Source organism: Streptomyces zaomyceticus (assembly GCF_014656215.1).
Taxonomy (GTDB): domain Bacteria; phylum Actinomycetota; class Actinomycetes; order Streptomycetales; family Streptomycetaceae; genus Streptomyces; species Streptomyces zaomyceticus.
In genome coordinates this window covers 270,898-285,100 of the sequence record NZ_BNBZ01000001.1, presented here as the reverse complement: position 1 = coordinate 285,100, position 14,203 = coordinate 270,898, and the positions used below count along the sequence as shown (strand labels likewise).

The 14,203-nt window shown below is 71.0% G+C and carries 11 protein-coding genes; 10 read left to right on the top strand and 1 reads right to left on the bottom strand.

What is annotated here, in order from left to right; translation table 11 throughout:
- The first annotated feature begins 205 nt into the window (after nucleotides 1-205).
- From rplU to galE, 7 genes are all read left to right on the top strand, one after another.
- On the top strand, nucleotides 206-526 hold the full coding sequence (gene rplU, locus IE311_RS01275; RefSeq protein ID WP_015033583.1) for a 50S ribosomal protein L21: 321 nt from the start codon (nucleotides 206-208) through the stop codon (nucleotides 524-526).
- Between the two features lie 13 nt (nucleotides 527-539).
- On the top strand, nucleotides 540-794 hold the full coding sequence (gene rpmA / locus IE311_RS01270) for a 50S ribosomal protein L27 (protein ID WP_030317577.1): 255 nt from the start codon (nucleotides 540-542) through the stop codon (nucleotides 792-794).
- Between the two features lie 106 nt (nucleotides 795-900).
- The gene (obgE, locus tag IE311_RS01265; protein WP_189829608.1) at nucleotides 901-2,340 is read left to right on the top strand and encodes a GTPase ObgE; all 1,440 of its coding nucleotides are present in this window, start codon (nucleotides 901-903) and stop codon (nucleotides 2,338-2,340) included.
- Between the two features lie 152 nt (nucleotides 2,341-2,492).
- Nucleotides 2,493-4,130: a glycosyltransferase family 2 protein gene (locus IE311_RS01260; RefSeq protein WP_189829607.1), complete on the top strand. Its 1,638-nt coding sequence runs from the start codon at nucleotides 2,493-2,495 to the stop codon at nucleotides 4,128-4,130.
- Nucleotides 4,131-4,339: 209 nt separating this feature from the next.
- Nucleotides 4,340-7,123, top strand: coding sequence for a CDP-glycerol:glycerophosphate glycerophosphotransferase (locus IE311_RS01255; protein ID WP_189829606.1), 2,784 nt, complete (start codon nucleotides 4,340-4,342; stop codon nucleotides 7,121-7,123).
- Entirely contained in the window at nucleotides 7,116-8,270 is a 1,155-nt protein-coding gene (locus IE311_RS01250; protein ID WP_189829605.1) for a glycosyltransferase, read from the top strand. Before IE311_RS01255 ends, IE311_RS01250 begins: the two co-directional genes overlap by 8 nt.
- 156 nt (nucleotides 8,271-8,426) lie before the next feature.
- On the top strand, nucleotides 8,427-9,410 hold the full coding sequence (galE, locus tag IE311_RS01245; RefSeq protein ID WP_189829604.1) for a UDP-glucose 4-epimerase GalE: 984 nt from the start codon (nucleotides 8,427-8,429) through the stop codon (nucleotides 9,408-9,410).
- 105 nt (nucleotides 9,411-9,515) lie between these two features.
- On the opposite strand, the gene IE311_RS01240 is transcribed toward galE, so the two are convergent.
- Nucleotides 9,516-11,147, bottom strand: a complete 1,632-nt coding sequence (locus IE311_RS01240) for a hypothetical protein (protein ID WP_189829603.1) — start codon at nucleotides 11,145-11,147, stop codon at nucleotides 9,516-9,518.
- A gap of 372 nt (nucleotides 11,148-11,519) precedes the next feature.
- Here IE311_RS01240 and IE311_RS01235 point away from each other — a divergent pair, with 372 nt between their 5' ends.
- The 3 genes from IE311_RS01235 to proB all read left to right on the top strand — a co-directional run bounded on the left by IE311_RS01235 (nucleotide 11,520) and on the right by proB (nucleotide 14,193).
- Nucleotides 11,520-12,515, top strand: coding sequence for a glycosyltransferase family 2 protein (locus tag IE311_RS01235; protein ID WP_189829602.1), 996 nt, complete (start codon nucleotides 11,520-11,522; stop codon nucleotides 12,513-12,515).
- Nucleotides 12,515-12,982 (top strand): GtrA family protein, encoded by a 468-nt coding sequence (locus IE311_RS01230; RefSeq protein ID WP_189829601.1) that lies wholly within the window; start codon nucleotides 12,515-12,517, stop codon nucleotides 12,980-12,982. The genes IE311_RS01235 and IE311_RS01230 overlap by 1 nt, the downstream gene beginning before the upstream one ends.
- Before the next feature lie 107 nt (nucleotides 12,983-13,089).
- Nucleotides 13,090-14,193 (top strand): glutamate 5-kinase, encoded by a 1,104-nt coding sequence (proB, locus tag IE311_RS01225; RefSeq protein ID WP_189829919.1) that lies wholly within the window; start codon nucleotides 13,090-13,092, stop codon nucleotides 14,191-14,193.
- The last annotated feature ends 10 nt before the right edge of the window (nucleotides 14,194-14,203 follow it).

Here is a 14,203-nt window from a genome sequence, read left to right as displayed (position 1 = left end):
GTACCGAACGGGCGAATTTGACCCTCCGAGGTCGCCGCCCGTAACCTAGACCGTCGGCGTGTCTATCGATGCGTCGCGCCTCTGAGCAACTCCCTCCCGCCCGTCGGGAGAGGCCGCTCGTCCGATTCCGGAACGCCGCGGGCCCTCGGGTCCGTGTGAGTGGCTGGCTTCAGAGGTTTCGATCCCGAGTGAGAGAGAGATCCGCGTGTACGCCATCGTGCGCAGCGGTGGTCGCCAGCACAAGGTTGCTGTCGGCGACATCGTTGAGGTTGACAAGATTTCCACTGCCAAGGTTGGCGACACGGTCGAGCTCTCGACCCTGCTCGTTGTCGACGGCGACGCCGTGACCAGCGACCCGTGGGTCCTGGCCGGTATCAAGGTCACGGCCGAGGTCGTGGACCACCACAAGGGCGCCAAGATCGACATCCTGCGCTACAAGAACAAGACCGGCTACCGCCGTCGCCAGGGTCACCGCCAGCAGTACACGGCGATCAAGGTCACCGGTATCCCCGCGGCTGCGAAGTAAGAGGGACTGAGACATGGCACACAAGAAGGGCGCATCGTCCACCCGGAACGGGCGCGACTCCAATGCCCAGCGGCTCGGCGTGAAGCGCTTCGGCGGTCAGGTCGTCAACGCAGGTGAGATCCTGATCCGCCAGCGTGGCACCCACTTCCACCCGGGCTCCGGCGTCGGCCGTGGCGGCGACGACACGCTGTTCGCCCTGCAGGCCGGTTCGGTGCAGTTCGGCACCCACCGTGGCCGCAAGGTCGTGAACATCGTTCCGGTCGCCTGATCGGATCATTTGCGGAGGCGGACCTCACTTCCCGTATCGGGAAGCGGGTCCGCCTTTCGCGTGTTACTAGATAGACATTCCGCACGTAATAACTGGAGGCACAACCATGACCACCTTCGTGGACCGCGTCGAGCTGCATGTCGCCGCGGGTAACGGAGGCCACGGCTGCGCCTCCGTTCACCGGGAGAAGTTCAAGCCGCTCGGCGGCCCCGACGGCGGAAACGGCGGGCGTGGCGGCGATGTGACCCTGGTTGTCGACCAGGCGGTCACCACGCTCCTCGAGTACCACCACTCGCCGCACCGCAAGGCGACCAACGGTCAGCCCGGCGCCGGTGACAACCGCTCCGGCAAGGACGGCCAGGACCTGGTCCTGAACGTGCCCGACGGCACCGTCGTCCTCGACAAGGAGGGCAACGTCCTCGCCGACCTCGTCGGCCAGGGCACCACCTTCGTCGCGGGCCAGGGCGGCCGCGGCGGCCTCGGCAACGCCGCGCTGTCCTCCGCGCGCCGCAAGGCCCCCGGCTTCGCGCTCCTCGGCGAGCCCGGCGAGGCGCGGGACATCGTCCTGGAGCTGAAGACCGTCGCCGACGTGGCCCTCGTCGGCTACCCGAGCGCCGGCAAGTCCTCGCTCATCTCGGTCCTGTCGGCCGCCAAGCCGAAGATCGCGGACTACCCCTTCACCACCCTGGTCCCCAACCTGGGCGTCGTGACGGCCGGTTCGACCGTCTACACGATCGCCGACGTACCGGGCCTGATCCCGGGCGCCAGCCAGGGCCGCGGCCTCGGCCTGGAGTTCCTCCGCCACGTCGAGCGCTGCTCGGTCCTCGTGCACGTCCTGGACACCGCGACGCTGGAGTCCGACCGCGACCCGGTCACCGACCTCGACATCATCGAGGAGGAGCTGCGGCAGTACGGCGGTCTCGAGGACCGGCCGCGCATCGTCGTCCTCAACAAGGTCGACATCCCCGACGGCCAGGACCTCGCGGACATGATCCGCCCGGACCTGGAGGAGCGCGGCTACCAGGTGTTCGAGGTCTCCGCCGTGGCGCGGCTGGGCCTCAAGGAGCTCTCCTTCGCCCTCGCCGGCATCGTCGGCGAGGCGCGCGCGGCCAAGCCGCAGGAGGAGGCGACCCGTGTCGTCATCCGTCCGAAGGCCGTCGACGACGCGGGCTTCACGGTCGTGTACGACGAGGCCGAGGACGTCTACCGGGTGCGCGGCGAGAAGCCGGAGCGCTGGGTCCGCCAGACCGACTTCAACAACGACGAGGCCGTGGGCTACCTGGCCGACCGCCTCAACCGCCTCGGCGTCGAGGACAGGCTGATGAAGGCCGGTGCCCGCGCGGGCGACGGTGTCGCGATCGGTTCCCTGGAGAACGCGGTCGTCTTCGACTGGGAGCCCTCGATGATGGCCGGCGCCGAGATGCTCGGCCGCCGTGGCGAGGACCACCGTCTGGAGGCCCCGCGTCCGGCGGCGCAGCGCCGCCGGGACCGCGACGCGGAGCGGGACGACGCGCAGCGCGAGTTCGACGAGTTCGACCCCTTCTAGGTCGTCTCCTCCGGACCGGCCGGGCGCCGGTCCGGCGGACGGACCGCCGTGCGGCCGTCCCTGTACGCACCGGCCGGGCACCCTGGGTGCCCGGCCGGTTTCGTCGTTCTCCGGCATCCGGGGGGCGCTCGGGGGCCACGTAGGATTCACGGGTGAGTGAGACCCCCCGGCCGCAGGCCCCCGCGCGTGTCAGTGTCGTCGTCATCGCGTACAACGACGCGGCGCACGTCGGCGACGCCGTCCGTTCCGCGCTCGCCCAGGGCGAGGCGGTCGGTGAGGTCCTCGTCGTCGACGACGCCTCCGGGGACGCGACGCCCGAGGTGCTCGCCGGGTTCGCCGACGAGCCGCGGGTCCGGCCGCTGATCCGGACGGAGAACAGCGGAGGCTGCGGCACTCCCCGCAACGACGGCATGGGCGCCGCCGTGCACCCCTACGTCCTCTTTCTCGACAGCGACGACCTGCTACTGCCCGGGGCCGTCGACGGACTGCTCGCCGTCGCCACCGAACAGGGCGCGGACGTCGTCGCCGGAATCTGTGTGCGGCGCGAGCTGCCCGAGGGCCGGGAGACCGTCTGGGCTCCCTCGCTGTACGACGTGTCCCAGGGCGCCACCCTCCCCGGCACCGTCCTCGACGGCATCGAGAAGAACCCCGAGTTCGTCCTCGACACCCTCTCCGTGAACAAGCTCTACCGGCGCGACTTCCTCGACCGGCACGCCATCCGCTTCCCCGACGGCGCCTTCCACTACGAGGACTTCGTCTTCAGCGCCCGCGTCCAGGCCGCCGCCCCCCGGCTCGCCGTCACCGACGTGCCCGTGTACGTGTGGCACGTGCGACGGCAGGCCGCGACCCTGTCGATCTCGCTGCGCCGCGCCTCCCTGGCCAACTGGGAGCACCGCATCGCCGCGCACGCCGCCGTCGTCGACGTGTTCCGCACGGCGGGACGGCCCGCGGCGGCCCGTGCCGCCCAGGCGAAGTTCCTCGACTACGACCTCCCCATGTATCTGCGCGAACTGCCGCAGCGCACCGCCGCCTACCGGGCCGACTGGTGGACGGTCACCCGCGCCCATCTGACCGGGTTCGAGGCCGCCGCGGTCGCCGACGCGCAGGCGCCGTCGCGCTGGCTGCACGCGGCGTTCACGGCGCTCGCCACCGTCCCCGAGGGGCGGGAGCTGAGCCGGTTCGTCGAGCTGTCCGCGCCGCGGCCGCGGCTCGTCCCGCCGTACCCGCACGCCGAGGACGGCGCGCCGGTGCTGGCCGCCGCCCCCGCCGACGTACCGCTGGAGGGTCTCGCGGAGCTCGCGCCCGCCGGGCTCCCGGTGGCCGTGGACGGTGAGGTGACCGTCGGCGCGTCGACCCGGCTGACGCTGACCGTGCACGATCTTTACGGGCGTGTCGCCGCACTCGGCCCGGTCGCCGTGCGTGTCGCGTTCACCGAGCGGGTCTCGGCGGCCGAGCTGTCGGCCGAGGCCCCGCTGCTTCCCGCGGAGGAGGGCTGGACGGCGACCGTGACACTGCCCACCTCGAAGCTGCTCCGCGCCGGCCGGCTCGCCGCCTGGTCGCTCCGCGCCGAGCTGCGGTACGCGGACGGATCGACCGGAAACGCCGAGGTCAGGGCCCCGCACGGATTCGTCGGCCGACGGGGCATGGTCCTCGGGCGACTCGGCAGGGTGCTGCTCGTCCAGGTCGTCGCCTCGGCGCGTCGCGGGCTCGTCCTGCGCTTCGCCGGCGGCGCGGTCGGCGCACGTCAGGTGGTGTCGGGACGCTTCAGGAGACTGTTCGCGATGCGGTGAACATCACCGGAGGCCCAGGAGAGCAGGTATGGAACAATTCCTCCTGCCGGGTAATCTTTCCGGTCGCCGGGTGGCCCTCGTCGAACACAACGGGGCGGCACCCTTCACCACTGAAGGCAGTAGAGCGCCATTGACCATGGCGCAGGCAGCGCCGCGCCTGGCGGGAACGCGTGCCGGATGTTGCCGCCCGCACTTGTGAGAGGACTTGGATGCCGACTAGCGACGTCCCTGATGTGAGCGTCGTCGTCATCGTCTACAACGATGAGGAACGGCTCCCGCGAGCGGTTCGGTCACTTCTCGACCAGACCCTGAACAACCTCGAAGTGATCATCGCCGACGACTGTTCGACCGATGGCACCGAGCGCGTCGCGCGCGCCCTGGAGGCATCCGACCCGCGCGTGCGCTACGTCCGCCTGGAGCAGAACAGCGGTGGCTGCAGCGCACCCCGCAACCGCGGCATCGCGGTCGCGCGCGCCCCGTACGTCATGTTCCTGGACAGTGACGACGAGCTGCCGCGCCACGCCTGCAAGAGCCTGCTCCTCGTCGCCGAGGAGACCGGCGTCGACTTCGTCACCGGTGAAGTGACCCGGCTGTTCGAGGAGACGAACACCACCGGTCTCTGGTACCCGCACCTCTTCACCGAGAAGCGGGTCGTGAACGGCATCGCCGAGAGTCCCGAGTACTTCTTCGACCACCTGTCGACGAACAAGCTCTACCGGACCGCCTTCATCCGGGACAACGCGCTCACCTTCCCCGAGGGCATCCACTACGAGGACCAGCTGTTCTCCGCGCAGGCGTTCTCGCTCGCGGAGTCCTTCGCCGTCGTCCCGTGGTCCGTCTACACCTGGCGCCTCGCGCCGGAGAGCGTCTCCATCTCCTCCAGCCGCCACAAGATCCAGAACGTGGTGGACCGCATCGGCGTCGCCCGGCTGATCGACGCCTGGTTCGAGGAGACCGGCCGCGGGGGTCTGCGCGCCGAGAAGGACTACAAGTTCCTCCGCCACGACTTCCGCCTGTACCTGGGCGACCTGGTCTTCCGCGACCTCGAGTGGATCGCCGAGTTCGCCGACGTGGTCACCCCGTACCTCGACGAGATCGCGGACGAGACCTACGCCCGGCTCTCCCGCGAGGAGCGCATCTGCATCCACCTGCTGCGCACCGGCCGCCTGGAGGAACTCCAGATCGCCGCCCGCCAGCTGGGCCGGCCGCAGCTCGCCCCGCGCTTCGCGACGGACGAGGGCGAGGTCACCTACTGGGGTGCCGTCGCCCCCGCCGACGACGCGAGCCGCAGCGCGCTGGACATCAGCGAGTGGTACCTGCGCGAGCAGGTGCTCGCCACCGGCCGCATCCGGCACGAACTGACCTCCGTGAGCATGCGGGGCCCGGTCCTGCACCTGGAGATCCGGACGTACGACCCCGCCGGTCTGATCACCGAGGACACCAAGGCCTCGGTGAAGCTGGCCGCGCACAAGACGCCGCTCTCGGTGCCGCTGACCCTCCGCCCCCAGGGCGACGGCCAGTACGTCTCCGAGGCCGCGCTCGACTTCCGCAAGGTGCCCGTCGGCAAGGTCGGCGTCGCGACCCGCCGCCACCCGGTGATCGCCCTGGAGCGCGACGGAGCCCGCCGTACGGACATCCTGCTGGCCGAGCACGACCAGCCCGACTTCCGTGCCACCGTCACCTACCACACGTTCGGCATCCACCACCTCCGCGTCAAGGCGGAGCAGAAGGGTGCCGGCCGTCTCGAGGTGACCTGGCAGCGCTCCGGCGTCCTGAAGTCGCTCGAACCGCTCGGCCCCATCGCCCGCAAGGCCAAGGGCAAGGTCGGCAAGGTCAGGAAGATCCTCGTCGGCAACGAGGGCAAGGCCACCGCGTACGACGCCGTGTCCAAGCTCCCGCGCAAGCGCAGCCTCGCCGTGTTCGAGGCCATGGAGGGCCGCGGCTACGCCGACAGCCCGCGCTACATCTACGAGGAGCTCAAGCGCCGCAACCTCCCGATCGACGTGGTCTGGGCGTACTCCGGCGACCGCTCGTCCTTCCCGAAGGACGTCACCCTCGTCCGCCGCGGCAGCTTCGCCTACGGGCGTGCGCTGGCCCGCGCGACCTACTGGGTCGACTCGCACAACCTGCCGTACCTGTACCCGAAGCCGAAGGGCACCCGGTACCTGCAGACCTGGCACGGCCAGACCTTCAAGGCGATGGGCTTCGACGTGCCCTCGCTGCGGGGTGCGTCGGAGATCGAGAAGGAGCGCTTCCGCTCCGCCGTGGGCCGCTGGGACGCGCTCGTCTGCCCCAGCGCCGAGTTCGAGAAGACCTTCGTCCCCGCCTTCGAGGTCTCGGCCGACCTGATCCGTTCCGGCTACCCGCGCAACGACGTGCTGGTGCGCTGGGCCGAGCCCGAGCAGCAGGCCAGGGCGGCCACCGTCCGCGAGGCCCTGAACATCCCGGCCGAGAAGAAGGTCCTGCTCTACGCCCCGACCTTCCGTGACGCGGCCCGCCGCACCGGTCAGTCGGTGCGCGTGGACTTCGAGGCGCTGGCCCCGCACCTGTCCGACGAGTGGATCATCGTCGTGCGGACCCACCCGTACGACCGGTTCAAGATCGCTCCGGAGCTGGGTCACTTCCTCCGCGACGGCTCCTCCTACGCCGACATCAACGATGTGATGCTGGCCTCGGACGCGGTCCTCACGGACTACTCCTCGCTGATGTTCGACTACGCCAACACCGGCCGGCCGATCATCCTCTACACGGACGACTACGAGGCGTACAAGGGCGGCGACCGCGGCACGTACTACGACCTCGAAGAGATCGCGCCCGGACCGATGGTGACGACCACCGAGGACCTCGCCGCCGCCGTGCGGGACCTGGAGGGCACCCAGGAGCGCCACGCGCAGCGGTACGCGCGCTTCCAGGAAATGTTCTGCTCGTACGAGACAGGCCACGCCAGCAAGATGGTGGTCGATGCTTTTTTCGAAGGCGGCACCCATGACTGAGGCCTCCCCTGTCCGCAACGTGTTCTTCGTCGGTATCGACGTCGACTCGATGGGTGGATCCCAGCGGGTGCTGCACACCCTCGCCCAGGGCATGGGGGAGCGCGGTCACCGCGTCGAGCTGATCGGCATCCGGCCCAGCCCGGAGCCTTTCCCGTACAACGTCACGCGTTCCTACCGGCACACGACGCTCTACCCGGCCCCCTCCGAGCCCAAGCCGCCGGTGCGCACCGTCGGCGACCGGATGAGCCTGGCGCGGCGCGCCGACGCCCGGCGCGCCCGGGCCGACCGCGACAACGCGCGGGCGGAGTTCGAGCGGAAGCTCGCCGAGGTCGAGGACGGCTACATCGTCTTCGGTTCGCCGTGGGCGGTCGACTGGGTCATGCCGCTGAAGTGGCGTCACCTCAAGGCCATCGGGCAGTACCACGAGTCCTTCGCCCAGGCGAAGCGGAGCGCCAACCTCGGCCTGATCCGGCGCCACTACCCGGAGCTGGAGCAGACCCTGGTGCTCTCCGAGGGCGACGCGGTCGAGTTCGTGAACCAGCGCGTGCCGAACGTGCGGGTCATGCCGAACCCGCTGCCGTTCTTCCCCGACGAGCTCGCCCCGCTCGACACCCGCAAGATCGGCGCCGTCGGCCGACTCGACCCGATCAAGCGGTACGACCGGATGATCGAGGCCTTCGCGCAGGCCCACCAGGGCCGCGACGGCTGGGAGCTGCACCTCTTCGGCGAGGGACCGCTGGAGGAAGAGCTCAGGATGCGCGCCGAGGACCTCGGCGTCGCCGACCAGGTCGTCTTCCGGGGCACGGCGCAGGACATGGCCGCCGCCTACCGCGAGCTGTCCGTCGTCGCGATCAGCAGTGAGCGCGAGGGCCGCCCGATGGCGCTGGCCGAGGCCGCCGCCTGCGGTGTGCCGTGTGTGAGCTTCGACGTGTCCGGCGGTGTCCGGGAGCTCGTCGCGGACGGTGTCTCCGGCACCCTGGTGCCGCCGGCCGACGTGCCGGCGCTCGCCGCCGCGCTCGGCGAGCTGATGGACGACGGCGCGATGCGTCAGCGGTACGGCCGGGCCGGGCGCGAGCATGTCGCGCACCTGGCGCTGCCGCACGTGCTGGACCAGTGGGAAGCGGCGTTCGACGAGATCGAGCGCTAGACCTGCCGCGCACGCCCCACCGAAGCGCGTCGCGGACGCGCGGGGGGAAGCGTGTGTGAAGCGTGTGGGGGAGCCCCGCCGAGACCTGGGTCACGGCGGGGCTTCCCCGTTTCCGGGGCCCGGGGGCCGTTCCCGGCGGGTGGCTACACTGTCGGAATGACCTGGCTCATCACCGGCGGCGCCGGTTACATCGGTTCCCACGTCGTCAAAGCAATGCTCGAGGGCGGCGAGAGCGTCGTCGTGGTCGACGACCTCAGCACCGGCAACCCGGCGCGCATCCCCGACGGCGTCGTCCTGGAGCAGGGCACGGTCCTCGACCGCGAGTTCCTCGACCGGGTGCTGCGCGAGCACCGGATCAACGGCATCGTCCACCTGGCCGGCAAGAAGCAGGTCGGCGAGTCCGTCGAGAAGCCGCTGTACTACTACCACGAGAACGTGACGGGCCTGCAGATCATCCTCGACGCGGCGACCGCGGCGGGCGTGAAGAGCTTCCTGTTCTCCTCCTCGGCCTCCGTCTACGGCATGCCCGACGTCGACCTCGTCACCGAGGAGACCGAGTGCCTGCCCCTCAGCCCCTACGGCGAGACCAAGCTCGTCGGCGAGTGGATGGCGCGCGCCGCCGGCCGGGCCCACGGCCTCTCCACCGCCTGCCTGCGGTACTTCAACGTGGCGGGTGCGGCCAAGCCCGAGCTCGCCGACACCGGTGTCTTCAACCTGGTGCCGATGGTCTTCGAGCGCCTCGACGCCGGTGAGTCCCCGCGCATCTTCGGTGACGACTACCCGACGCCGGACGGCACCTGCATCCGCGACTACATCCACGTCGCCGACATCGCGGACGCGCACGTGGCCGCGGCCCGCGCGCTCGTCGCGGCCGGCGAGCGCGGCGAGACGGCCACGCTGACCCTGAACATCGGGCGCGGCGAGGGCGTGTCGGTGCGCGAGATGGTGGACCTGATCAACGAGGTCACCGGTCACAGCGTCGAGCCCCTGGTCACCCCGCGCCGTCCGGGCGACCCGGCCCGCGTGGTCGCCTCGGCGGAGCGCATCGAGTCGGAGCTCGGCTGGAAGGCGCAGCACGACGTCCGCTCCATGATCAGCTCGGCCTGGGAGGGCTGGAGCGCGAACCGCGTGACGGTCTGATCTCCTTCGTTTCCGTCCGGCCCTCGTGGTCGGTCGCGGGCGGGGTGCCCCGGCTTCGGGGCACCCCGCTTTCGCATGCTCTCCGACTGCCTTTCTTCGGCGGCCTCAGGGCCGGTGGATGCGGTCCACGCCGTAGTACGTCGCCGTGCACTGCGCCGCCCAGTCCCGCTTGTACGTGGACGCGAAGAGGGGTTCGGTGAGGCCACCGATGAGGAGCGGTTCGTAGGCGACGTCCCGGGAGCCCGCCGCGACCTCCTGCCGGATGCGGGCGTTCTGCCGGTCCCAGGCGACCGCGCGTACCACCGTCTCCGTGGTCAGGGCGTACACCGGCTGCACCAGGGCGGCCGCGCTGCCGAGGGCGACCGCGCCGGCCGCCACGAGCGCGGCGGCGCGTCCGGCGGTTCGTCCGGGAGCCACGAGGCGCCGCCCCAGGAGGTGGCCACCCCAGGCCCCGTACGCGCAGAGGACGACCAGCAGCGGCAGGAGGAAGCTCGTCCAGGTGCGGCCGTACGTCCAGCCGACGTCTCCGTAGCCGCTGCGCAGTCCGAGGACGACGGCCAGGGCGGCGAGGGCGATCAGCGGCAGCGGCAGCAGCACCGCGGTACGGAACAGCGCCCGCGGGGGGAGTCCCGGGCCCGAGGAGTCCCGGCGGGCGCCGGTGCCCGTGGGATTGTCCCCGCGGGCGCCGGTGGCGGTGGGCGTGCGGCCCTCCCCGCGGGCGCCGGTGGCCGCGAGGGCCAGGCCGAGCAGCGCGCCGACGGCAAGGGCTCCCAGGTACGCCCACTGGCCGCCGATGGTCTGCCAGAGGCGCCACCAGTCGTGGAACGTTTCTCCGATCTGCGCCGCCGACATCGGCTCCTGCGGATTCTGCGCCCGCCGCCAGCGTGCGCCCGGCGAGGTGTAGAGCAGGGTGAGGCCGCCGACGAGTCCGAGGCAGGCCGCCGCGCACCACGTGGAGACGTACCGGTCCCGCGTCCAGCCGAGGCGGGGCAGACAGAGGACGCCCACGGCGACCGCGAACAGACCGGCCACCAGCGTGAACGGTTCGCTCAGCATGCCGAGCACCGCCCCGATCACCAGCGCCGATCCCACGGCGGCGGTCCTGGCCCACCGCAGACCACTGCGCGCGGCCCGGACGGCGCCGAGCACGGCCCAGAGACCGATCACGCTCGGCAGGGTGTGGGAGATGGTCGCCGGCGCCCAGAGCAGTACCTGGTACGAGCGGGTCCCGGCGAAGAACAGCAGCGCGGAGAGGAGCACCGAGGCGGCCACGAGGGGCAGGGCGGGCGGCCGGGCGGGCAGACCCGACGGCTCGCCGTCCGGCCGGCTCGCGTCGCGCAGGGAACGCAGGGCCGCGCGGCCGAGGAGGAAGAGACCGGTGACGAGTGCGACCACGAGGAGGGCGGGCAGCAGCTTCGGCCCCCGCATGCCGTCGGAGTAGAGCAGTCCGGTCAGGAAGGCGTTGGTGACGCGCCCGTTCTGGGTCTGGTAGAAGTCCGCGGTGATGCCGAGCACCCCCATGTCCCGGGCCTTCCACAGGGCGCACCAGTCGTCGGACGTGGGGCGTACGTACAGGCCGAGGAAGGCGCCGACCGCGAGCAGCGCCCCGGCGCCCGCGGCGACGGCGAGCGCGACCCACGGGAGCGCCCGCCGGAGTCCGTCCGTGGCTCCGGTGTGCTGTCCGCCGTCGTCCGCCATCCGTGCATCACCGCGCTCCGAGAGGGTCGTCCTACTCACCGGTCATCGCTCCAGGTGGCCGAGGTCAGTGCGCCCGAGCCCATGACGCGGCCGTTGCCATGACACGGCGATGCCACGGCAGGGCGACACCATGACGTGGCGACGACCGGACACGGCGACGCCGTGGCACGGTGTCGCCACGGCGTTGTCGTCGCTACGGGGCTCAATGGGTGACAAAAGGGTAAGAATGCCACCGGTATCACTATGTTCCCCGCATGCTTTGCTGCATGGACGACATGCCGACCGAGGGTGGTCACTCGGGCGACGTCGGACGGTCACCACCGCTCCGTACCCTGGCCGCGCTGCTCGAAGGAGAGTTCGACGGCGGTCCCTCAGGACGTACTCTCGCCCATCCCTCTGGAGTGACCGTTCATGACCAGGCTTTCCGTCGTCGTCCCCTGCTTCAACGAGGAGGACGTCGTCGAACGCTTCGACGCGCGGATGCGTCAGGTGCTCGACACCCTGCCGGTCGGATACGAGATCTGTTACGTCGACGACGGCAGCACCGACGCGACCCTGGGCAAGCTGCGCGCCATCGCCGCCCGGCACCCGCACCGGACCCAGTACGCCTCCTTCAGCCGCAACTTCGGCAAGGAGGCCGCCATGCTCGCCGGCCTGCGCAAGTCCACCGGCGACGCCGTGGTCATCATGGACGCCGACCTCCAGCACCCGCCCGAGCTCCTCGCGCGCATGCTGGACCTGCACCACCAGGGCCACGACCAGGTCATGGCCCGCCGGACCCGCGAAGGGGACAAGAAGCTCCGCTCCGCGTTCAGCCGGATGTACTACCGGGCCGTCAACCGCTGGGTCGACGTGGAACTCACCGACGGAGTGGGCGACTTCCGCCTCCTCTCCCGCCCCGCCGTCGACGCGCTCCTCTCGCTGCCCGAGTACAACCGCTTCTCCAAGGGGCTCTTCTCCTGGATCGGCTTCGACACCGTCACCTTCGACTACCAGAACGCCGCACGCGAGGGCGGTGAGACGAAGTGGAGGTTCAGCTCCCTGATCAACTACGGCATGGACGGGCTGATCTCCTTCAACAACCGCCCGCTGCGCATCGCCCTCTGGCTCGGGATGATGCTGAGCGGCCTCGCCGCCGTGTACGCGGTCTGGATCGCCGTCGCCGCCCTCACCCAGGGCGTCACCGCTCCCGGATACGTCACCCTGGTCGCGATCATCGTGGGGCTCGGGGGCGTGCAGATGGTGATGCTGGGGCTGATCGGGGAGTACATCGGCCGCATCTACTACGAGACCAAGCGCCGACCGCACTTCCTCGTGAAGGAGACCCACCGCTCCTTCGGGCGCGGCGCCGCCGAACACGCGGCCGCCGCCCGGATCCGCGTCCCGGCCACCGAGGGCGAGCACTGATGGCGGCGGCATCCGGCCCGGCCCGGCGCGGCCGGCTCGCCGAGATATTCCGCTTCGCCCTGGTCGGCGGCGTCAACACCGGCACCTTCTTCGGGTGTTACCTGCTGCTCCACCCCTGGATGCCGTACTTCGCCGCCTACTCCCTCGCCTTCCTCCTCAGCATGATCGGCTCCTTCTTCCTCAACACCTACTTCACCTACCGCACCCGGCCCACCTGGAAGAAGTTCGCCCTCTTCCCCCTCACCAACGTCACCAACTACCTCGTGCAGAGCGTCGGTCTGTACGCGCTCGTCACCTGGGCCGGAATGGACGACAGAATCGCGCCACTCGTCGCGGCCGTCGTCGCGATCCCGTTCACCTACCTCATCTCCCAGCGGATCCTGGTGCCCCGGAACGCCGGCCAGGGCCCCGGTGCCTCGGGTCCAGGGAGCGAAACGGACGAGCGGCAGCCGTCCCGGCTCGCGTAGATTGCCTGGCAGCCGCGCCGGGCGCATACGGCGCGTGGGACAGCCGAGTGAGGACGACGCAGGTGGCGACGCAGGTGACGGGACAGACGGACGTGGCAAGGCAGTACGTGACGGAGGCCCGCAGGATCGTCGTCAAGGTCGGCTCCTCCTCGCTCACCACCGCCTCCGGAGGCCTCGACGCCGACCGCGTCGACGCGCTCGTCGACGTGCTCGCCAAGGTCCGCAGCGGCGGCGAGAAGGAGATCGTCCTCGTCTCCTCCGGAGCCATCGCCGCAGGTCTCGCACCGCTCGGCCTCACCCGCCGCCCCAAGGACCTGGCCCGCCAGCAGGCGGCGGCCAGTGTCGGCCAGGGACTCCTCGTCGCCCGGTACACGGCCTCCTTCGCCCGCTACGGCGTGCGCGTCGGACAGGTCCTCCTCACCACCGACGACACCAGCAGGCGGGCCCACTACCGCAACGCCTACCGGACCCTCGACCAACTGCTCGCCATGGGCGCGCTGCCGGTCGTCAACGAGAACGACACCGTCGCCACCGACGAGATCCGCTTCGGCGACAACGACCGGCTCGCCGCCCTCGTCGCCCACCTCGTCCGCGCCGATCTGCTCGTCCTGCTCTCCGACGTCGACGGCCTCTACGACGGGGACCCGTCCAAGCCCGGCACGTCGAGGATCGCGCAGGTCGAAGGCCCCGCGGACATCGCCCACGTCGAGATCGGCGCGGCGGGCAAGGCGGGGGTCGGCACCGGAGGCATGGTCACCAAGGTCGAGGCCGCCCGGATCGCCGCCGCCGCCGGCATCCCCGTGGTCCTCACCTCCGCCAGCCGCGCCGCCGACGCCCTCGCCGGCCGCGACACCGGCACGTACTTCCACCGCACCGGCCGCCGCTCCGCCGACCGGCTCCTCTGGCTCGCCCACGCCTCCACCCCGCAGGGCTCCCTCACGCTGGACGACGGAGCCGTACGCGCGGTCGTCGACGGCAAGAAGTCCCTGCTCGCGGCCGGTGTCGCGGGAATCGAGGGCGACTTCGTCGCCGGCGACCCCGTCGAGCTGCGCGACACGACGGGCCGGGCCGTCGCCCGGGGCCTCGTCAACTTCGACGCCAAGGAGATGCCCCGGATGCTCGGGCGTTCCACCCACGCGCTGGCCAAGGAGCTCGGACCCGAGTACGAGCGCGAGGTCGTCCACCGCGACGATCTGGTCGTCATCCGCTGACCCTCGCGCC

Excerpts from the sequence above, each read along its gene's own strand:
- rpmA (WP_030317577.1), top strand. The coding sequence starts at position 540 with ATGGCACACAAGAAGGGCGCATCGTCCACCCGGAACGGGCGCGACTCC.
- obgE (WP_189829608.1), top strand. The coding sequence starts at position 901 with ATGACCACCTTCGTGGACCGCGTCGAGCTGCATGTCGCCGCGGGTAAC.
- IE311_RS01255 (WP_189829606.1), top strand. The coding sequence starts at position 4,340 with ATGCCGACTAGCGACGTCCCTGATGTGAGCGTCGTCGTCATCGTCTAC.
- IE311_RS01250 (WP_189829605.1), top strand. The coding sequence starts at position 7,116 with ATGACTGAGGCCTCCCCTGTCCGCAACGTGTTCTTCGTCGGTATCGAC.
- galE (WP_189829604.1), top strand. The coding sequence starts at position 8,427 with ATGACCTGGCTCATCACCGGCGGCGCCGGTTACATCGGTTCCCACGTC.
- IE311_RS01235 (WP_189829602.1), top strand. The coding sequence starts at position 11,520 with ATGACCAGGCTTTCCGTCGTCGTCCCCTGCTTCAACGAGGAGGACGTC.
- IE311_RS01230 (WP_189829601.1), top strand. The coding sequence starts at position 12,515 with ATGGCGGCGGCATCCGGCCCGGCCCGGCGCGGCCGGCTCGCCGAGATA.